This window comes from Paenarthrobacter sp. 10N417, from assembly GCF_056394745.1.
This window is the reverse complement of sequence record NZ_JBFTIL010000007.1, coordinates 274,376-294,864: the sequence shown is the minus strand read 5'-3', so window position 1 is coordinate 294,864 and position 20,489 is coordinate 274,376. Positions and strand designations below refer to the sequence as shown.

At 60.4% G+C, this 20,489-nt stretch carries 12 protein-coding genes; 5 read left to right on the top strand and 7 right to left on the bottom strand.

What is annotated here, in order from left to right:
* The first annotated feature begins 106 nt into the window (after positions 1-106).
* A complete protein-coding gene (locus AC1DCM_RS11335) occupies positions 107-4,282 on the top strand; it encodes an FtsK/SpoIIIE domain-containing protein (RefSeq protein ID WP_477518292.1) in 4,176 nt (1,391 codons plus the stop codon).
* On the opposite strand, the gene AC1DCM_RS11330 is transcribed toward AC1DCM_RS11335, so the two are convergent.
* A complete protein-coding gene (locus AC1DCM_RS11330; RefSeq protein WP_477518291.1) occupies positions 4,279-4,716 on the bottom strand; it encodes a hypothetical protein in 438 nt (145 codons plus the stop codon). The two genes, AC1DCM_RS11335 and AC1DCM_RS11330, sit on opposite strands and share 4 nt — an antisense overlap.
* 311 nt (positions 4,717-5,027) lie before the next feature.
* Here AC1DCM_RS11330 and AC1DCM_RS11325 point away from each other — a divergent pair, with 311 nt between their 5' ends.
* Complete coding sequence (locus AC1DCM_RS11325; RefSeq protein WP_003804966.1) at positions 5,028-5,276, top strand: WhiB family transcriptional regulator; 249 nt, start codon at positions 5,028-5,030, stop codon at positions 5,274-5,276.
* Between the two features lie 103 nt (positions 5,277-5,379).
* Here the strand turns inward: AC1DCM_RS11325 and AC1DCM_RS11320 are convergent, their stop codons facing one another.
* From AC1DCM_RS11320 to AC1DCM_RS11305, 4 genes are read right to left on the bottom strand one after another with little or no spacing between them, the layout of a single operon-like run.
* Positions 5,380-6,849, bottom strand: a complete 1,470-nt coding sequence (locus AC1DCM_RS11320) for a sensor histidine kinase (protein ID WP_224164751.1) — start codon at positions 6,847-6,849, stop codon at positions 5,380-5,382.
* Between the two features lie 32 nt (positions 6,850-6,881).
* Positions 6,882-11,738: an NAD-glutamate dehydrogenase gene (locus AC1DCM_RS11315; protein WP_477518290.1), complete on the bottom strand. Its 4,857-nt coding sequence runs from the start codon at positions 11,736-11,738 to the stop codon at positions 6,882-6,884.
* Between the two features lie 57 nt (positions 11,739-11,795).
* Positions 11,796-13,100, bottom strand: coding sequence for a CpaE/TadZ family protein (locus tag AC1DCM_RS11310; protein ID WP_477518289.1), 1,305 nt, complete (start codon positions 13,098-13,100; stop codon positions 11,796-11,798).
* The gene (locus AC1DCM_RS11305; protein WP_477518288.1) at positions 13,097-13,741 is read right to left on the bottom strand and encodes an SAF domain-containing protein; all 645 of its coding nucleotides are present in this window, start codon (positions 13,739-13,741) and stop codon (positions 13,097-13,099) included. The genes AC1DCM_RS11310 and AC1DCM_RS11305 overlap by 4 nt, the downstream gene beginning before the upstream one ends.
* 156 nt (positions 13,742-13,897) lie before the next feature.
* On the opposite strand from AC1DCM_RS11305, the gene AC1DCM_RS11300 reads away from it, so the two are divergent.
* The 3 genes from AC1DCM_RS11300 to AC1DCM_RS11290 all read left to right on the top strand — a co-directional run bounded on the left by AC1DCM_RS11300 (position 13,898) and on the right by AC1DCM_RS11290 (position 16,237).
* Entirely contained in the window at positions 13,898-14,113 is a 216-nt protein-coding gene (locus tag AC1DCM_RS11300; protein ID WP_216924027.1) for a helix-turn-helix domain-containing protein, read from the top strand.
* Positions 14,114-14,858: 745 nt separating this feature from the next.
* The gene (locus AC1DCM_RS11295; protein ID WP_477518287.1) at positions 14,859-15,653 is read left to right on the top strand and encodes a LysM peptidoglycan-binding domain-containing protein; all 795 of its coding nucleotides are present in this window, start codon (positions 14,859-14,861) and stop codon (positions 15,651-15,653) included.
* A 161-nt stretch (positions 15,654-15,814) separates the two neighbouring features.
* The gene (locus AC1DCM_RS11290; RefSeq protein ID WP_442003776.1) at positions 15,815-16,237 is read left to right on the top strand and encodes an Rv3235 family protein; all 423 of its coding nucleotides are present in this window, start codon (positions 15,815-15,817) and stop codon (positions 16,235-16,237) included.
* Between the two features lie 168 nt (positions 16,238-16,405).
* Here the strand turns inward: AC1DCM_RS11290 and secA are convergent, their stop codons facing one another.
* Entirely contained in the window at positions 16,406-19,147 is a 2,742-nt protein-coding gene (gene secA / locus AC1DCM_RS11285; protein WP_477518286.1) for a preprotein translocase subunit SecA, read from the bottom strand.
* A 42-nt stretch (positions 19,148-19,189) separates the two neighbouring features.
* Complete coding sequence (locus AC1DCM_RS11280) at positions 19,190-20,479, bottom strand: winged helix-turn-helix domain-containing protein (protein ID WP_477518285.1); 1,290 nt, start codon at positions 20,477-20,479, stop codon at positions 19,190-19,192.
* Positions 20,480-20,489: the final 10 nt, after the last annotated feature.

Below are 20,489 nucleotides of genomic sequence, written 5' to 3'. Positions count from 1 at the left end.
ATCGCCGAGAGTTGTCCACATAGCCCAGGAAAGGGGCAGCAGCCTGCCCGGGAATTCCATAGCCTCAGTTCTGGACGGCTACGGGAATTCAGGAAGGAGCGGGCAAATGATCTTTGAGTGCACGCTCGTTGGCGGCCCGAATGCCGCATCACCGGCGCCACCGGAAGAGTTGACGATCACTGTCTCCAGCGGAATGCCGGGCTCAGAACTTCAGCGGCAATTGCAGGAAGCCCGCGGGGTCGGTCCCCTGTCAGTTGCCGGGGAAGACCTATCCGCCCTGACCGTCGGACACCCCCCACTCGTAGCCGGGGCCGTTCTGGTGGACGGACATTGTCCTGCGGAAAAGTCGGACTCTCCGGCCACGCCGCTCCTGCTCCTGGCACATACCGGGCCGGGGGCCGGCTCAGTCTTTGCACTCCAGCGGGGTTTCCACCGCATTGGCCGCGGCGCTGTCGACATTTGCATCCCTGATCCGGGGATGTCCCGTGAGCACGCCGTGTTGGAGGTGTCCGGCACCGCACTGAGCGTCACGGACAAAGCGAGCCGGAACTCGGTACTCGTTGACGGGGAGCGTGCCCGGGAAAGGACGGTGACATCGTCGTCGAGAATTCGCTGCGGAAGCACTACCTTCACCATCGTTACGCCAAGCAGCTCCACCCCCGGGATTCATGCCGACGCCGGACGTTCTGTTGCCGAGCCCCTTGAAGTCCAGCGCCACACGGGCTCCTTGAACCGCTGGTCGGTTGCCGTTGCGGCGGGGCTCCCGCTCATAGCAGGCGTTGGCCTGGCACTCGCGACGGGGATGTGGATGTTTCTGGGGTTTACGGCCGTTTCCGCGGTGAGCCTCATTGTTCCAACGATCACAGGAAGGAAGGGACGCCAAGAGTTCAGGCGTGCCGTCGCAGAGGCGGTGCGGCAGGACTCCGAACGCCGCCGCCGATGTTCGCCGTCTGCGGCGGAAATCATTGTTGCCACCTTGGCCCCCGCGGCAGGCTTGATCCTGAAGCCTCCAGCACCTCTAACATTGCCTGGCTCTGGGGCAGGACCGCCCGATGCATCACGACAAGATCCGACCGCCGGGTCAGCAACATGGATCCGGCTGGGTACCGCGCCCAGTCTGGCCAATGTGCGGCTCGTCCCAGCAGATCCCCATTTCCGTCCACCCGCAATCGGCCCCATGCCAGTGACGCTGGGCTCGCACCCCGCCATTGTTGCCTTGCACGGCCAGACCGAGCACATCGACGCCCTGATCCGTTTCATCGTCATGCAACTGGCAAGTTTCCCAAGGTCGTCGTCCACACCGATCATTCTTCTCGGACCAATAGGGCGGCTACCTCTCAGCGCGCGGTTCCTGCCATACCTGACACTTGCCACGAATGAGGCGGCAGCGACAGCAGCTCTTCGAAGGTTGAAGGGAACCAACCAGGGCAGGCTCATAGTTCTCTGTGACTCGCAGGGCTCGGGTAACCGCTGTACCAAACTCCTGGATGCCGCCATCGAGGCTTCGTGGCAGGTGTTGCGGCATTCCGGCCCCCATGCCGGACCCACGGGTGTGGCCATTGAGATAGGACCATCTGGTACATCCGCCGTTTTGCAGGTTCCCAGTGGCCGCCAGGAGTTCATCCCGGACATGGTTCCGCTTAAGGCCTTCGAACAGTTTTGCCGCACAGTGGTGTCCAATCCACACGGGGAAGGTCCTGCCGGCGACGGCATACCAGGATCCTGCTCTCTGGATGACCTGCTTCCAGGCGGACCTCGAGGCATACTGCGGCGATGGACTGGCGAGAACGGGCAGCATGAACTGCAGGCGATTCTGGGTCAGGGCCAGGAGGGCCCCTTGACGTTTGACTTCCACGTCGACGGACCCCACCTCCTGGTAGCCGGGACCACCGGCGCCGGGAAGTCAGAACTCCTCCGCACAATCGTGGCATCCATGGCACTGAATCATTCGCCGGACCAGGTGACATTCCTCTTCGTCGATTTCAARGGCGGATCCGGCCTAAGTCCTTTACTTGGGCTTCCGCACTGCGTCGGGCTTCTTACTGACCTTGGAAGTCATCATCTTGACCGCGTGCTTACTTCCCTTCGAGGCGAGATCCGCCGTCGCGAGAAGCTGTTCGCGGACGCGGGGACTTCAGACTTGTCTGCATATCAACGTTCACGTGCGGCTGTAGAGGTGGCGATCCCCCATCTGGTACTCGTTGTGGATGAGTTCCGAATGTTGGTCGACGAAGCCCCCGGAGCCCTTCGTGAGCTGATGCGTGTTGCCGCCATTGGGCGGTCCTTGGGCATTCATCTGGTTATGGCTACTCAAAGGCCGCAGGGTGCGTTGACCGCCGACATCCGCGCCAACGTCACTTCAAGCATCGCCCTGCGAGTTCAGTCGGATGCGGAGTCAATGGACATCATCAATTCCAAAGCTGCAGCATCCATCGGCGTTGATGTCCCGGGGCGGGCGTATCTTGTGAGGGCCACGGGTTCCCCCGAAGAATTCCAGGGAGCGTCCCTTGCTGTGTCAGCCACGGTCAGCCGGAAGGCTCCGGGGGCAGCAATCGTTCAGTCGGCCATCGAGGCCTTGCACGCTCCTCAAAACAAACAGCCAATGGTCGGTAAGTCAGCAGCCCAGGCGGAGGCAAGGGCGGAGGCGGTGGTCTCGGCAACCCGAACAGTCTGGCGCTCCCTGGGGCGGGCCGATCCCCGGCAACCTGTAGCCCCACTCTTGCCGTCATCCATTGGGTGGAATGAAGATCTGTCCGCTTTCGGTGTTGCGGGCAAGGACGGTCAAGACACACTGGACACGTCGATGGCCCCCGTAGGTCCATTGGGGATCGTGGACAGGCCGGAACAGCAGTCAGTTGAGGCCCTGGAATGGTCACCTCCTGACCATGGTCATTTCGCCATGATCGGCAGCAGTTCCAGTGGAATGCACGAATGTTTCAAGGCTGCTTCTGCGATGCTGGCAGCACATGGCACCCCACCACATCTGTACATCCTGGATTCGGCTGGAATGCTGGGAAAGCTCCGCCGGGGAGGCAGCTATGGCGCCACCTTGGGCCTGCACCAGCTGGCATTGGCCGTTCGGGTCCTTGAGCGGCTTACTGAAGAAATGGCACGTCGACGCGTGGCGGGCGAGGACGTCTCCGCAAGTCCCCGCATGGTCCTGATAGTTACTGGCTGGTGCTCATGGGCCGCAGCGCTCCGATCAGGGCGATTCGCGTGGGCAGAGGACCTTTTGAGGGACATCATCCGGGACGGGACCCCCCTTGGAGTCACAGTCCTGATATGCGGCGAACGCGAACTGGTAAGCTCACGCTTTTTTGCCGCCATCCCAAACCGGGTATTTTTTCCAACGGGAGCCACGGAAGAGTCACGATATCACTGGCCCCGCCTTCCGGAAGTCGAGCATGTCCAGGGGCGCGCTGTTGCCATGGGTGCATTTGTTCAGGGCGCAGCCACGGCAGCTCATTTCCGCACTGCACCAAGCGGGACAGCCTGGCCGTTCATTGACCTTCAGCCTTCGTCAAAACCACCTTTCCGAGTGCGGCCGCTCCCCGAATCCCTCAGCAAGTCTGATTTCGATGTTGCGATGGCTGCGATCCCAAGACCGTCCGGCCCGTCCTCGGGATCGGCGCAGTCCGCCAGCAACGAGGTTGCGGCTGAAGACCTGGACTGCCGAATGACGCCGGACTCCATCCCCTTGTGGATCGGCATCGGAAATGACGAATCAGTTCCCGTCTCATTTCCCCTTGGGCCGCGTGGCGTCAGCATCATCATTGGGAGTCACGGCTCCGGCAAGACTTCAGTGTTGGCATCCCTGAAGTCCCTTCATCCCCAGGTTCCGTGGGTCTTCCCGGGAGTCGGAAGTACGGCTGGAGCTTTCTGGGCAACTGTGGCCCGCTCAGCGACCACGGGATCGCTGGATCCTGCAAGCATCCTCATTGTCGATGACGCCGATCTCCTGGATCCGGAGGGGCGGGCAGCTCTCGCCGCACTGGCTGGCCGGACACGAGGAGTGATCTTGACTGCCACGTCGGGTCCCGCTTTGCTTCAGCGCCTGCCACTGGCCGCAGAGGTCCAAGCAAGTGGCATGGGCCTCATTCTGGCTCCGAGGACTCCCCTGGACGGCGACATCCTCGGCGTGAGGCTGGAAATAGAAACCTCACCGCGTGCTGGTCGGGGTGTGATTGTCCGCGGAAACCGTGTGGTCCAGGTGCAGGTGGCTTTCACGTCCGACACCAGAAAGCACATCAGCACGATCGGAAGTCATGGCAGCATTCGCTAGAGCGCGCCCTGCGTCCCTCCTGCTCGTGACGCATATCCGATAACGCTCTTTTGGAACAAAAAAACGATCGCAGCCAGTGCAGGCAAAATCATAGCCAACCCTGGCAGAACCAAGCCGCCGGTCATCGTTGGGAACCCAATGGTGAGGACGAACAACTGAGCAACCAGAGCGGCGGCGCGGGTCCATCTGTACCCGCGGAACAGGAAATGGCCCACTGCGAACAGCCAGGCCGAGAAGGCCAATAAGAGGCCCAGAGTAAAGACCGCTCCCCAAAACGTCAGGACAGGGGCTCCTGTCAATAGTTCGAAAGCGTACCAAGCAGCTGCACCAAGGAGGGCCAGTGCTTCCAGCACGACAACGATCGAGATAATCAGGATTCCAGGGGGCTTCTTGCCACCGGATTTCAGCCCCCCAGATATCGGGTCCTCAGGCACAGGTCTGACTGGACCGTCGTTTCCATCTGATCCAGAGTTTGGTTGGGCCGGGTTAACAGGAGGTCTTGACACACTGGCACACTACCGGACATAGTCATCTAGCAGTGAGGGCACTGGCGGCTGATGTGATGCATCGCTCACGGATTCAGGGCATTTCAACGACTAATACCCCTTGTTTACAAGGCGTTAACATGAAACGCTTGACTCAGACGACCAAGGGGGCCCATGCGGGCCCCTTTCCTTTGGAGCCTCTCGTGAATGTTTTCACAAAAGGCTCAAACTAGTTCTCACGAATGGAGTGACTGATCAGCATGGATTGGCGTAATCGCGCAGCCTGCCTCGACAAGGACCCGGAGCTCTTTTTCCCAGTCGGCAACACGGGACCAGCACTTCTGCAGATTGAGGAAGCAAAGAGCGTTTGCCGCCGATGCCCCGTCGTGGACACTTGCCTTCAATGGGCTCTTGAGTCCGGCCAGGATGCAGGCGTCTGGGGCGGCATGAGCGAGGACGAACGCCGCGCACTCAAGCGTCGCGCAGCACGCGCCCGGCGCGCTTCGTAGCAGGCAGTACAAGCACCAAACGCAGAAGGCCGCGGACCACATGGTCCACGGCCTTCTGCGTTTAAGACAGTTGCCTGTTAAACCCGTCGACCTCCGGAACGCCCTATGCGCGAGCCAGGTTCAGGACAATTTCGACGGCGGTACCGCCACCCTCCCGCGGGCTCCATTGAATGGATCCCCCAAGCTCACTTGTGACGAGGGTACGCACGATCTGCAGGCCCAGGCCCTCCGTGTACTGCCCGTCCGGCAGCCCAACGCCGTCGTCGGCAATTGTCACTGTCAGGAATTCGTCATTTCCGTCTCCTGCTGCACGATCAGCCAGCAACCAAACGGTTCCCGTCCTCCCCTCCAACCCGTGCTCAACAGCGTTGGTGACCAGTTCGTTGATGACCAGTGCCAGGGGCGTGGCGAAATCGCTGGGGAGCTCGCCGAACATCCCGGACCTTTCGGTGCGTACTTGCTGGGAAGGCGAAGCGACTTCGGCAGAAAGCCTGAACTGGCGCCCGATGAGTTCATCGAAGTCGACGCTTTGGGTCAGACCTTGGGAAAGGGTCTCATGAACAAGCGCGATGGTAGCCACGCGGCGCATGGCCTGTTCCAGTCCCTGTTTTGCTTCGTCGCTGACCATACGTCGGGACTGCATACGCAGCAGGGCGGCAACGGTCTGGAGGTTGTTCTTTACTCTGTGGTGGATCTCGCGGATCGTCGCGTCCTTGGTGACCAACTCCATTTCACGGCGCCTCAACTCGGACACATCGCGGCACAAAACAAGGGCGCCAAAGCGATGTTGCTCGTCGCGCAAGGGAATGGCACGCAGGGAAAGGCTGACCCCTCTGGACTCAATCTCGCTGCGCCACGGCATTCGTCCGGTGACAACCAACGGCAGTGTTTCGTCCACCATGCGCCGATCCTTCAGCAATCCGGCCGTCACTTCAGCGAGGGAACGTCCTTCCAGGGACTCGACCTCCCCCAGCCGCCGGAAAGCAGATACGCCATTGGGACTTGCGTACTGCACGATGCCTTCAGCGTCGAGCCGGATGAGTCCGTCCCCTACACGGGGAGCACCTCTGCGGGATCCGGTGGGCGATGCGAAATCAGGCCACAACCCGAGAGTTCCCATGCGAAGGAGGTCGTAGGCGCATTGCCGATACGTGAGTTCCAGCCTGGATGGCATACGGGAACTGGACAGGTCCATATGGGACGTGACAACGGCCAGGGTCCTGCCGTTGCGCACCATCGGCACGGCTTCGACGCGCAGCGCCATCTCGCTGCTCCAGCTTGTCTCACTGGAGCGCTCAATGGAGCGGCTGTTCCAGGCCTTTTCCACGAGTGGACGAAGATCCGAGCGGATGCCCTCACCCACGAAGTCCGCGTGAAACACCGTATGCGATGTTGACGGACGTACGTGGGCGAGGGCGATGTACCCAAACTCCGGATGCGGAAACCACAAGGCGAGGTCGGCAAACGCGAGGTCGGCGACCATTTGCCAATCGCCTACCAGGAGGTGCAGCCATTCAGCATCGCCAGGCCCGAAATCAGCGTGTTCCCTGATGGGGTCTGTAAAGATTGCCACTGCACCTCCATTTGCGACGCCAGGACCAGCCCCTAGCGTCGAACGATTGACCTCAAGAGCCTTAATGCTACCGATAGTGAAGCCATGTCATCGGCTTCGAGGGAATTGACCTCATCAAACATGGTTTTCGCCCGTCCGAGCTGTTCGGCATTCAGGCCTTCCCACGTCTTCAGGCGATCCTCGGCAGGGGTGCCCGGCGTGCTCGACTCAAGCACCGACGTCGTCATGTCTGCGACGGTTGAGTAGAGGTCGTCCCGGAGCGCCGCACGGGCCAGTGCCTGCCAGCGGTCGTCGCGTGGCAAGGCGCTGATCCGTTCCAGCAGCGAGTCAACGTGGAAGCGGTTGAAGACCGTGTAGTAGACATGTGCCACTTCCTCGACACTGTTGGTTCCGGTCTGGGCGATCTTTGCGATGTCCAGCAAAGCATAGCTCTCGAACAGCTCCGCCCACCTGTGGGCCAGGTGATCCGGCAGCTCCCAAGTGCGGGCTTTTTCCAGCCAGCCAGTGATGCGAACTTTGTCATCCCCACGCAGGTAATCCAACAATTTGGCCCGAAGCGGCACCATCATGGGCTTGAATGACTTCACGACGTCCGCGATCGGGCGGGATGCCATGCCCTGCCCGAGCACCCACCGGACCGCACGGTCAAGGAGCCGGCGGACATCGAGATGGACTTCGCTCCAGTGTTCGGTGGGGAACGATGCCGGAAGGGCATTCAATTCCTCAACCATCGGATCGAGATCGTAGATTTCACGCAGCGCCACGAATGCCTTGGCTACGGCTACCTCGTTGGCGGACGTTTCTTCGATCGCCCGGAAGGCGAAGGTGATCCCACCGAGGTTGATGATGTCGTTGGCCACGACCGTAGCGATGATTTCGCGCCGCAGCGGGTGGGTGTCCAGTTCGGCGTCGAACCTCTCCCGCAACTGCTTCGGGAAGTAGGCCCGGATCGTGTCCTTGAACCAGGGGTCGTCGGCCAGGTTGCTGTCCCGAAGGGCACCCGCCAACTCGATCTTCGCGTAGGCGGCCAGGACAGACAGCTCGGGAGACGTCAGTCCCTGTCCCTGTTCCAGGCGCTGCCGCAATGTCTCTGTAGTGGGCAGTGCCTCAAGGTCACGCTTGAGGTCGGCTGATTTTTCCAGCCAGTCCATCAGGCGCTCGTAGCTGGGGCTCCAGTCCGCAACGCGAGTACGGTCGTTAAGGAGCAGGATGTTCTGGTCGATGTTGTCCTGCAGGACCAAGCGGCCGACTTCTTCGGTCATGTCAGCCAGGAATGCTGCCCGTTCTGCGGCCTCAAGCTTCCCGGCCGCCACCATACGATCAACGAAGATCTTGATATTGACCTCGTGGTCGGAGCAGTCAACGCCCGCTGAGTTATCAATCGCATCCGTATTAAGGATGACACCCTGCAACGCAGCCTCAATACGACCACGCTGGGTCAACCCCAGGTTTCCGCCTTCGCCGACCACCTTGACGCGGAGGTCCTTGCCGTCCACGCGGATGGCGTCGTTGGCCTTGTCCCCTACGGCAGCATGCGTCTCCGTGCTGGCCTTGACGTAAGTGCCGATGCCGCCGTTGTACAGAAGATCCGCCGGGGCAAGCAGGATTGCCCGAAGCAATTCGGGAGGGCTCAGCTGGGTGGTTCCGTCCGGCAACCCCAGGGCCTTTCGTACTTGGTCGGACACGGGGATCGTCTTGGCTTGGCGTGGGTAGACGCCACCCCCTTCGCTGATGAGGGCCCGATCATAGTCATCCCACGAAGACCGCGGAAGCTCAAAGAGCCTCTGCCTCTCTGCATACGAGGCGGCGGTGTCCGGGTTGGGGTCCAGGAAGATATGACGGTGGTCAAATGCGGCCACGAGCCGGATGTGCCGCGAAAGCAACATTCCGTTGCCGAAAACATCACCTGACATGTCGCCCACGCCGACAACGCTGAACTCTTCAGACTGGGTATCGAGGTCGAGTTCACTAAAGTGCCTCTTCACAGACTCCCAGGCGCCGCGGGCGGTGATACCCATGGCCTTGTGGTCATAGCCTACGGATCCACCCGACGCGAAAGCATCGCCAAGCCAGAACCCATATTCGGCCGCCAATCCGTTGGCTGTGTCTGAGAACGTCGCGGTTCCCTTATCGGCTGCCACCACCAGATAGGAATCATCGCCGTCATGGCGAACAACGTCCGACGGCGGCACAAGCCGTTCGCCCTCCGCTGTAGTAATGAGGTTGTCGGTGATGTCCAACAAGCCGCGGATGAAAGTCTTATAGCTTTCCACGCCCTCGGCCATCCAGGCCGCGCGGTCAACTGCGGGGTTGGGCAGCTTCTTCGCGAAGAAGCCACCCTTGGCACCGGTCGGTACGATGACCGCGTTCTTAACCGTCTGCGCCTTCACCAAGCCCAGGATTTCAGTACGGAAGTCCTCCCTGCGATCAGACCAGCGGAGACCACCACGAGCCACCTTGCCAAAGCGGAGATGGACGCCTTCCACCCGCGGAGAGTAAACCCAGATTTCGAACATGGGTCGCGGGAACGGCAAGCCATCGATGGTGGTGGGATCCAGCTTGAAGCTCAGGTAACCCTTGTTTTGGAAGAAGTTGGTGCGCAACGTCGACTCAATAAGGTTGACGAAGGTCCGAAGCACGCGGTCCGCGTCCAACGTAGCGACTTGGTCGATAGCTTCTGCGAGGGCTGCCCTTGCGGCACCTTGCTGGTGGGGACGCTCGCTTTCCTCGACGCTGGGATCGAAACGGGCAGCAAACAGGACGGTCAGACCCCGCGCAACATCCGGGTTGGCCAAGAGGGTATCGGCGATGAACCCAAAGGAGTTGGTATTGCCCATCTGGCGCATGTACTTGGCGTAGGCGCGGAGGACCACCACTTGGCGCCAGTGCATGCCCTCGCGGAGCACGAGGCGGTCAAAGTTGTCAGACTCGACGGCCCCGGTGACGGCAGCACCAAATGAGTCAGCCAGGAGATCTCCGGTGGCGAGTGGGTCTATGCCAGCCGGGTACTTCAGCCCAAGGTCATACAGGAAAAAGTCGCGGTGATCCGCAGTTTCGATTTCGAAGGGCCGTTCGTCCAGGACTTCAAGGCCAAGGTTGTGGAAGTAAGGAAGGATCTGGCTCAGGCTCTTGGGCTCCATCAAGTAGAGCTTGACGCGCGCATCCTCCTCCAGTGCGTCACCGGCACCTTCGGGAAGGTACACGTGCACGCCGGGGCGGAGTTCCTTGCTCGCTTCCCCTGCCCGTTCGGCCTGGGCTCCATACTCTTCAAACCGTTCGATGTCCTCAAGCGCGTCTTCAACCTCGTAGTCAACGCGGTAGCCGGGAGGGAATGCCTCAGCCCACAGGGCGGACAGTACGTCGGCGCTCTCCGCGGGACGGTTCTCCCGAAGTACCTCGGCGATGCCTTCGCTCCAGGACCTGGAGGCACGCATCAGGCGGTGCTCAAGTTCTTCTACGTTGACTTCGGCAAGTTCCGCTGTGCGTGGCAGCCTGATCCTGAAGAAGACACGCGCAAGCGCGGACTCCGTGATTCTCGCTTCGTAGTCAATACTCTCGGCCTGGAAGGTCTCGCGCAGTTCCTGTTCAATACGGAGCCTGACGCTCGTGGTGTACCGATCGCGCGGCAGGTAGACGACGGCGGACATGAATCGTCCGTAAATGTCGGGGCGCAGGAAAAGCTTGGTCCGGCGCCGTTCCTGGAGTCGCTGGATCCCGGTGGCCGTAGCCGCAAGGTCCGGAATTTCGATCTGGAACAGTTCGTCGCGAGGGTATGTTTCCAGGATGCCCAGCAGGTCCTTGCCCGAGTGTGAGTCCATCGGGAAGCCTGCGTTACGCAACACTGCATCCACTTTGTCGCGGACGATGGGTATGTTGCGAACCGATCCCGTGTAGGCACTTGTGGCGAAGAGCCCGATGAAGCGACGCTCGCCGTTGACGTTTCCGGCGGCGTCGAAGCTCTTGACTCCGATATAGTCCAGGTATGCCGGACGGTGCACGGTTGAGCGGGAGTTCGCTTTTGTGATAACCAGGGCCCGCTTTTCACGGGCGCGCTTGCGGCCGGCGTCAGTGAGGTGCTGGATCTGCCGCGTGTTGTCGCCCTCGCGGAGCAAGCCAAGTCCGCTGTGCTCACGAAGTTCCAGGACGTCCTCGCCGTCTTCGTTCACGAGGTCGTATTCGCGGTACCCGAGGAAGGTGAAGTTGCCGTCATCCAGCCAGCGCAAAAGGTCCTGCGCCTGCCTGAGTTCGGCAATCTGTTCCGGGTGCGAGACCTTTCCAAGCGCTTCTGCCAGCTCCAGCGCCTTGCTGCGCATTTTCGGCCAGTCCTCCACTGCGGCACGGACATCGCCCAGGACGCGTTGTAAGCCGGCAATCAATTCTGCTCGGGCTTCCTCGCTGACGCGGTCAATTTCGACGGCGATCCAGGACTCCATGTGCGAGGCGTTATCGTTGTCGCCGAGCAGGTGGGCGACACTGGGCAGCGCAGCGGTGTCGCCGCTGGAAATGCCGATATTTGACGGAACCCTGGAAGCGCCGGTGAGCTCGCCGGAAACGCGGTCACGGGTAACCACGAAAAGCGGGTGCATCACCAGCCGGATCGCGCAGTTTTGGCGGACGAGTTCGGCGTTTACGGAGTCAACAAGGAACGGCATGTCATCAGTAACGATGTATACGACGTTTCGGTCGGCTTCGACGCCGATTTCCACAATGGCATTTCCAGGTCGCCGGGAATGGGCAACTTTCCTATGTGTGCTTGCCCGCGAAATCAGCAGCTCGGGCGCGTAGGCCCGGGAGTCCTCCTCTGCGAGATGCTCATAGTAGTCACCGAAGAACCCTTCACGGACAACTGCTGCATCGGACCGATCCTCCACGCTGGATCCTGACGACATCTACAAACGCCTCCATCACATGTTGATTGCTGCGACTCTGCAGCCCACATGGCGAGCCTAGCGCTTAAGCAGACCGAAGGCTCTGGTAGATCGGCCAAGGGATTTCCGATTTTGCTGGATAGGTGCACAGACTAACCCCGCGATGGCTTTTCGCAAGGGAGAGTCGGGCGATGATTCCAACAGGACAGATCCCGACAATAGTGCAGCATCGCACGCTTCCGCGTCTGCAGGTAAGTAGGCATCAACGCCATGGCCAGGGCCGAAGCGCTCCCAGGCCTCGGATAACTGCTGTCGGGGCGAACGGCCCACCGTGGCCCGCTTCACCTTATTGAGGAGCACCCGTGGCGTTGCCTGTGGAACCGCAGCTTCGAGCTCGGCAAGGCCACGGACCAATCGCGGGACGCCGATTGCATCCGCAGCCCCAACGGCAAAAACCTCGTCTGCCAGCTCCAAACTGCGCAGGGTAGCGCCATTGCGGCGTGGCGCCATAGTGTCAAAGCTCAGTTCCTCATCTGCTTCCAGGCAGAAGCCGGTGTCCACGACAACCACCTCGGCCACTTGCTTGGCCCTTTGGAGGACAAGCGAGAGTGCGGAGGCCCTTAGTTCAGTCCAGCGGTCCGCCCTTGTGGTTCCAGTGAGTACTCGAAATCCACCAGTCTTGATGAAGACAGGCGTAGCAGCCCTGTCCAGTGCATCCGCATCCAGCAATCCTTGGTCAGCGAGTCTGCACGCCTGGGCGAGGCCCGCCGACTCCTCCAGCAGCCCAAGCATGACCGATACGCTCGCACCGTAACTGTCCGCATCCACAAGAATCACGGACTTGCCTTCGGCCGCCAACTCGGCAGCCATGTTTACCGCAACCAGAGTTCTTCCCGGAGCGCCCGTTGGTCCCCACACTGCTATCACCCTCCCCCCGCCTGCCGCTTCTGGTTCTGGGGTTTCCGGCGCCAACTGGAATCCCGCAGATGAGTCCGCGAATCCGGCGTCTGGAAACTTGCGGGCTCCAACGGGCCCACCGTGGCGGCCCACTGCATCGGAAATCCTCAGGGCAAGATCGGCGGGCTTAATATCGGTAGACGCTGTCACTACACCAATAGCGGTGAGCCTGGAGACCTCCAGGGGGTCCACGGTCAGGGCGAGAATGGACACACCTACGGCGGCCAGCCGGTCCACCAATGTAGCGGTTAACTCTTCGGAGCCTTCGGCAACGACGGCGGCCAGGGCAAGCCCGCTTTGGCAGGCAGCCATCAACTCTGCAAGCTCTGAACACCGCCGGACCACAGTGACGGGGCCATGCAAGCGCTCCAGCCCGCCAACCACGGCTTCCTGTGCCTGGCCAACAGTGATGACCGGGATGCTCATTGGCTGATGCCCGCAGGGTTCCAAACAACAGACACCTTGGCGGCGTTGGCCTTGGCGCCCAGCAGCTTGGGCATCTGCTTGTCCGTGACCAGCACCAGCACGACCGTTGTCTTTGAGGCACCGAGAGCACTCGAACCCGCTGTTACTTCTGCGATTTCGGCGCCGGGCAGCAATAGCTGTGGTTCTTCAAAAGCGTTTTGGGAACCGGGCATTGCGACCCAGACGTCCACCTTCGCCCCGGGAACCGCCTGCGCTGGAAGTGACTCTTCCATCGATATGGCAACAGGCTTGCGGTTCAGGACGTCAGCCTGTCCGAGGCTCTTCTGTGGAACGAGTTGGCCCTTCTCAATTCTCTGTAGAGCTACCTTGCCCTGGTCAATTCCGTCCTCCACGGTTACATAGCCGGACTCGACGTCATCCAAGCGAACCTGGACGACGGCTAAATCCTCAGGAACCACGGTTTGCCCAACCGAAATACCCTCCCGTGCGGCATAAACCTGAGTGGTCCGATCAGCGGTACTGACAACTGAGATGACTCCGGCGACGGATACAAGCATGAGCAGTACTCCCACCAGTAGTCGTGGATCCCTCCAAGATGGCTTCTTCAACCTGTTGCCGGCGACGCCTGCACTCGGATCCATTTTCCTGCTCCCCCATTGAAGTTCTCATGGCATGGTTACCCGCGCCGCCTCTTCATTGTTGCCGTGACATGGCCTACGCCAAAGTCAAGAACTCCAAATCATGGGAAATTGTGGATAACTGTGCCAAACGGCGCCAACAGATGCCAAAATAGTCCCATGCCCCGATTCCTGACTCTGGCGGACGTCGCCGAACAACTGCAGATAAACTCGCCGCAGGCCTATGCCCTGGTGCGCAGCGGTGAGTTGAAAGCCATTCAGGTCGGAGGACGTGGTCAATGGCGCATCGAGGAAAAGATGCTGGAACAATACATCGAGGAGCGGTATGCCGAGGCCAGCCGCATGATTGAAGAGGCCAAGTCCAAGTCGAGCTAGCGTTCGGGAACCAATCGGGCCGATGAACGGCTAGAGCCCCTGGCTCCCGCTCGAGCAGACCGCCTCAAGTGATGTAAATGGAATTGTCCTCACGGCGGCCACTGCACCGCCGCGCCGCGCCTCGCCCCGCGTATCGGCAAAATCGAAATGGTCACGCCCAACCCTGTCGATGACGCCATGGAGCCTGTGGCCTCCCTCCGGGCCAGTGGCCAAGACGACCGTCACCTGGGTCCTGTCACGCGAGAGTCCGCGGAGGGCGCTGGCAAGCCTTAGCGAACTTTGGATCTGGGAAACAGGTTTTCTAGCCAATCTTCCGAGTCCGTCGTAAAGACGTACCGATGCGCATGGAATGAGCCATTGCCGTCCGTTGTCGATCAACACAAACCAATCCCCACCGACGTGACCCAACGTCCCCTGGAGAGAAATACCGCCGCTCAGCACCAAAGCGATCTCAGCTCCGCCGACTCCCCGAAGCCTGTCCACAAGGTCAAGGCCGGCTAGCTCGACTCTCACGCGTTCGGATATTTCCGATTCACGGGCCAAGGCGCGCTCAGCAGAAAATTGCGCTTCCAGATCTTCAAAGAGAGAGTCCCATCTCATATGGTCACAATAGGACCCGTAGCGCGTGGCGCCAAGCGCAATGGGATTTTCCCGTCATGATTGGACAAAGTCCTTCGACTATGCTGAGAATGGGCAAACAGCACTAAATGACATCAAACAGCATTAAACAGCCGAAAGGGTAAGTATGAGCAGCTATCCGGCAAGGGTCCGCCACGATGCCACGTTGGCCGCCGTACTCCTCGCGTTGGGACTTTTGCTGCTAATCGTTGGGCAGAACCTCTTGGGGCAGTGGCAGGTGGATGCAGCCCACGGGCAGAGAAGTACGTTCGACCACCTCCTCGCCCTTGCATCCAGCGCGTCGGGAATTGCCATCGTGTCTTGGTGGGTCCTCTCACTTGGCCTCGCAGCTTGGGCTGCAGTTCTGCAAAGTGCGGGGAGGAGGGGCAGCGCCAACGCCATCGCCAAGTTCAGTCCCGCTTTCATGCTGAGACTGGCGTTTGCCCTTCTAAGCCTGAATCTCCTCGGAATTCAGGCCGCTCAGGCTGCGGCAACGCCGGAACCTCAATGGCAGGCCACTTCCAGTGGCGCCACAGGCAGGGCAGCGTGGCATCCGTCCGGTGGCGTACAAGAACCCCTGCCCGCTGTGGTGATGGCCCCTGCGCGAACCACCGAAGAAAGCCACGAGGCAAATCGGTCAGGGCCTGCCTGGCAGCCACAGGCTCCCACAGTTGAACCCGGCCTCCTGTCGCGACAAGGCTCTCGCGACAGGGCGTTTGAACATCACGCTGAAGCCAGCGTTGTGGTCAAGCCGGGTGACACGCTGTGGTCCATTGCCGCAGACAACCTTGGACCCTTCGCAACCGACGTTGATATAGCACTCCATTGGCCGATGTGGTATTCAGCCAACCGAGGGATCATTGGCAACGATCCCGCGACGTTGCGCCCGGGACAAGTCCTGCAGCCCCCAACGCCCGGCTGAGGTCCTCGCCGCCCGTAAAGAATCCGAATGTATTGAACGGCACCCACTCAGGGGCACTCGTTCATGACCTAAGAGCAGTCCCATTGTCATCCCAGACGTAGCAACCTGAGCCAAGCGATGCCCGCGCAACGGCCCACAGAGTGAACTCATGAGGATTGACCATGACTGTTGTAACTGCACGCCGCCACGCAGACCGCCAAAGAACAAAACATCCTGCAACGAACGCAGGAGCCAACCCTTCTACCCTTGACGTAAGGCTGGTGGCACGAAGCATCGCCCAAGCTGCGGTTGAGGTCCTTGCCGGGACACGGTCCGTTGTCCAGCTGTCCAGATCCCTCGATGAGCAATGCTTTCTCTCGCTCCAGCATCGGGCCGCCCTTACACGCGAACACTCTGCACGCACCCGCGGCTCGCTACAGGTTCACAGAAGCCCAATGGTCCGTTCCGTCCGTGCTTGCGCCATTTCAGACTCCATCTACGAGGTCAGCATCGTTGTTTCTGAGGAGCAGCGCTCCCGCGCTATTGCCATGAGGTTGGAACACTCCGACGGGACGTGGCAGGTCACCGCCCTGGAGATTGGCTAGTCACCCAGATTGGCTAGGCACTGGAGATTGGCTAGTCACCCCAATTGGCTAGGCACCCGTGATTGACTAGTCACCCCTGAACCAGGCAGGTTGCCTCGACCGGGGAAGGCGGCTCTACGAAAAAAGACCCCGGACATGTGTCCGGGGTCCGTTTTCATAGGCACTAGATCAGCGTCGCTTCTTCTTGGCAGTTTTGCGCTGCTCCTGGGTGGCTGCCTTGGCAGGATTACCGGATCGGCCCGAGGAGCGGCCTTCGATGCGGGTCTGGCTCGCTCCGTCCTCGCCTGGGGCTGTGTACTGCAATTGGGCCGGCTTTTCGGGTGTCTCCAGACCGGCAGCCCGGATCTGGGGATCGTGGTGCTCGGTGTGTGCACCTGCCACAGTATCGTCGGCAACAACGACATCTTCGGCGGGGGTTACCTCAACTTCAAGGTTGTAGAGGAAGCCAATGCTTTCCTCGCGAATGGCTTCCATCATGCTTTGGAACATCACGAAGCCTTCGCGCTGGTACTCAACCAGCGGATCCCGTTGGGCCATGGCCCGCAGCCCGATGCCCTCTTTGAGGTAGTCCATCTCGTACAAGTGCTCTTGCCATTTACGCCCAAGCACCGAGAGAACCACCCTGCGCTCGAGCTCCCGCATACTTTCAGAGCCAATGGCTTCTTCACGGGCCTGGTACACCAGCCGCGCGTCAGAGAGGATCTCTTCCTTGAGGAATTCGGCAGTGACCCTGGACTTGCCGCCGGCCTCATCAATGATTTCCTGGGCAGTTACGGTGGCCGGGTAAAGCGTCTTCAGGTTGGACCAGAGCTGGTTGAAGTCCCAGTCATCGCCGTTGCCTTCTGCCGTAGCGGCGTCAATAAGGGCGTTGATGGTGTCTTCCAGGAAGAACTGGACCTTTTCGTGCAGGTCATCACCTTCGAGGATCCGACGACGGTCCCCGTAGATCGCTTCACGCTGGCGGTTCAGGACGTCGTCGTACTTGAGGACGTTCTTACGCTGCTCCGCGTTGCGGGCTTCCACCTGACCTTGAGCCGAGGCAATGGCACGGGAGACAAGCTTTGATTCCAGCGCGACGTCGTCGGGCACGGAACTGTTCATGAGCCGCTCGGCAGCACCGGAATTGAACAGCCTCATGAGGTCATCGGTCAGTGAAAGGTAGAAACGGGATTCCCCGGGATCGCCCTGACGTCCGGAGCGGCCCCGCAACTGATTATCAATCCGGCGGGATTCGTGGCGCTCGGTGCCCAGCACGTAGAGGCCGCCAAGGTCCAGTACTTCCTCGTGCTCGTCCTTAACCGCCTGCTTGGCCGCAGCGAGTGCCTCCGGCCATGCTGCTTCATACTCTTCCGAGTTCTCCTCCGGATCCAGGCCCCTCTTGGCGAGATCTGCGATAGCGGTGAATTCGGCGTTGCCACCAAGCATGATGTCGGTACCGCGGCCTGCCATGTTGGTGGCTACCGTGACAGCACCCTTACGTCCGGCCTGAGCCACGATGGAGGCTTCCCGCGCGTGGTTCTTGGCGTTGAGAACCTCGTGGCGGATTCCTTCCTTCGCCAGCAGCTTGGACAGATACTCGCTCTTCTCAACGCTGGTGGTGCCAACCAGTACGGGCTGGCCCTTCTCGTGGCGTTCCGCGATGTCCTTGACGACGGCGTCAAACTTGACGATCTCGTTCTTGTAGACGAGGTCCGACTGGTCAATGCGCTGCATGTCCCGGTTTGTGGGGATCGGCACAACGCCGAGTTTGTACGTGCTCATGAACTCGGCTGCCTCGGTCTCGGCCGTACCCGTCATGCCGGACAGCTTGGAATACATGCGGAAGTAGTTCTGCAGCGTTACCGTTGCCAGAGTCTGGTTTTCGGCCTTGATCTCGACGTTTTCCTTGGCCTCAATGGCCTGGTGCATGCCTTCGTTGTATCGTCGACCGGCGAGGATACGGCCTGTGTGCTCGTCAACAATCAGGACCTCGCCGTCGAGGATGACGTAATCCTTATCGCGCTTGAAGAGTTCCTTCGCCTTGATGGCGTTGTTCAGGAAACCAATGAGTGGGGTGTTGGCCGATTCGTACAGGTTCTGGATACCGAGGTAGTCCTCCACCTTTTCAATTCCGGCTTCCAAGACACCAACAGTCCGCTTCTTCTCGTCGACCTCGTAGTCAACCTCTGGTTGAAGTCGGAGTACGACCTTCGCGAATTCGCTGAACCAGCGGTTTGTGTCGCCTTGGGCCGGGCCGGAGATGATGAGGGGGGTTCGCGCTTCATCAATCAGAATCGAGTCAACTTCATCCACAATGGCGAAGTTGTGGCCGCGCTGGACCAGTTCACTGGCGTCCCAGGCCATGTTGTCGCGCAAATAGTCGAAGCCGAATTCGTTGTTTGTCCCGTAGGTGATGTCTGCCGCGTACTGCTRCCGACGCACGGACGGATCCTGGTTGGAGAGGATACAGCCGCTTGTGAGGCCAAGGAAGCGGTAGACACGTCCCATAAGCTCGGACTGGTATTCGGCGAGGTAATCATTCACCGTGACCACGTGGACGCCCTTGCCCGTAAGGGCATTGAGGTATGCCGGTGCAGTTGCCACGAGGGTCTTGCCTTCACCGGTTTTCATTTCGGCGATGTTGCCCAGGTGGAGGGCGGCACCACCCATGAGCTGCACGTCAAAGTGCCGCATGCCCAGCGTTCGGGATGAGGCCTCGCGGACTGCAGCGAACGCCTCCGGCAGGAGAGCGTCCAAGGTCTCGCCGTCCTGGTGCCGCGAGCGCAGACGGTCCGTTTCCTCCCGAAGTTCAGCGTCAGAGAACGTCTTGAAAGAGTCTTCCAGGGCATTGATGGAATCGGCATAGTTCCGCAGTTGCCTGAGTGTTTTCTTGTCACCCGTGCGGAGAAGTTTTTCGATTAGTGATGCCACGTGAAATTGCTCCCAGTCTCATGCTGCCGAATTCTGGCTGTTTCAGTCTACGGGAGAGAGTATCGCCACGTTATCCGGTTCCCCTGTGAGCGGACTGCTTTGCCCCTCTGGTTCACAGCGTCCGACAGTGCCCCGGCCCACTGCCTCGGCGAGCGGTTCCGAGAGATCCCCCACGGGCCACACAACAACTTCCTGAAGGCCGAGCCATTGGGCCAAGAGCCACAATTCGGCGGAAAGCTCGACGGCGGTATCCGGTGGCGCTCCTGGCTCACCAAAGGCGGACCGAACCAGGAGTTGGCCTGCGGCCCTGTCAGCCTTCAAATCGACCCGTGCCACAATGCCTTCCCTGAGCAGGAAGGGCAAAACATAGTAGCCGTAACGGCGCTTTGCGGCGGGCGTGTAGATCTCAATCCGATAATGGAATCCGAACAACTCTTCGAGGCGCCGCCGCTCGAAGACCAGCGAGTCAAAAGGGCTCAGGAGGGCCCGGCCTTCGGCCCTGCGTGGCAATCTGGCCTCGACGTGCCGGTAGGTTTCCCGGTCCCAACCGCGAACGGAAACGCGCTCCAGCCGGCCTGCTTGGAGAAGGCGCTGTACTGACGCCGCCCCGGCCTTCATCGGCGTCCGAAAGTAGTCGGCAAAACAGCGGACCGTTCCGATGCCGTGTGCCATTGCGGCTGCATCCATGAGCCGGTCAAGGGCGGCATCTGCATCCATCCCGCCGTGCACCGAACCCGGCAGAACCCTGGAAGTAAGTGTGTAGAGGCGTTCGAATTGGGGTGTCCGCGAAGCTGCCGAAACGCGGCCTTCTTCAAACAGATGCTCCAGAACGCGCTTCACGGTGTTCCAGTTCCAGCCCCAATTTACGCTTTCAGCATCCCCTGTGTGCCCAAGTTGTGCAGTCAAGGCAGACGCCGTCATCGGCGGTCCAGCCTCCAGGGCCGCGAGGATTCGTTCCTCCATGGCAATCCGCACGGTGGGCTCCAAGTGATGAGCACCCACCCACGCCCGCTTTTGCCAGAGAAGGAGATCCTGAAAATGCTCCGGTCGGATATAGCTGGCTTCGTGTGCCCAGTACTCCATCATTTTGCGAGGGTTTCTACCTGCCATGGAGTGAAGGATTGCCGGATCGTAGTTTCCCAAACGGGAAAAGAATGGCAGATAGTGGCTCCGGGCCAACACATTCACGGAGTCGATCTGGACAAGCTGGATCTGGGCAAAGGTCCGGCCCACCGCCCGTGAGGTCACGGGGCCGGCGGGCCGGACTTTCGCCAATCCTTGGGCTGCCAATGCGATCCGCCGTGCCTGTGACAGGCTCAGCGAAGCGGTCATTGAAGTCCTT

What these genes read in the sequence shown, in the direction of transcription:
- AC1DCM_RS11325 (WP_003804966.1), top strand. Translation starts at nt 5,028, where the DNA reads ATGGATTGGCGTAATCGCGCAGCCTGCCTCGACAAGGACCCGGAGCTC.
- AC1DCM_RS11315 (WP_477518290.1), bottom strand. Translation starts at nt 11,738, where the DNA reads ATGTCGTCAGGATCCAGCGTGGAGGATCGGTCCGATGCAGCAGTTGTC.
- AC1DCM_RS11295 (WP_477518287.1), top strand. Translation starts at nt 14,859, where the DNA reads ATGAGCAGCTATCCGGCAAGGGTCCGCCACGATGCCACGTTGGCCGCC.
- AC1DCM_RS11280 (WP_477518285.1), bottom strand. Translation starts at nt 20,479, where the DNA reads ATGACCGCTTCGCTGAGCCTGTCACAGGCACGGCGGATCGCATTGGCA.
- AC1DCM_RS11305 (WP_477518288.1), bottom strand. Translation starts at nt 13,741, where the DNA reads ATGGATCCGAGTGCAGGCGTCGCCGGCAACAGGTTGAAGAAGCCATCT.
- AC1DCM_RS11310 (WP_477518289.1), bottom strand. Translation starts at nt 13,100, where the DNA reads ATGAGCATCCCGGTCATCACTGTTGGCCAGGCACAGGAAGCCGTGGTT.
- AC1DCM_RS11290 (WP_442003776.1), top strand. Translation starts at nt 15,815, where the DNA reads ATGACTGTTGTAACTGCACGCCGCCACGCAGACCGCCAAAGAACAAAA.
- AC1DCM_RS11300 (WP_216924027.1), top strand. Translation starts at nt 13,898, where the DNA reads ATGCCCCGATTCCTGACTCTGGCGGACGTCGCCGAACAACTGCAGATA.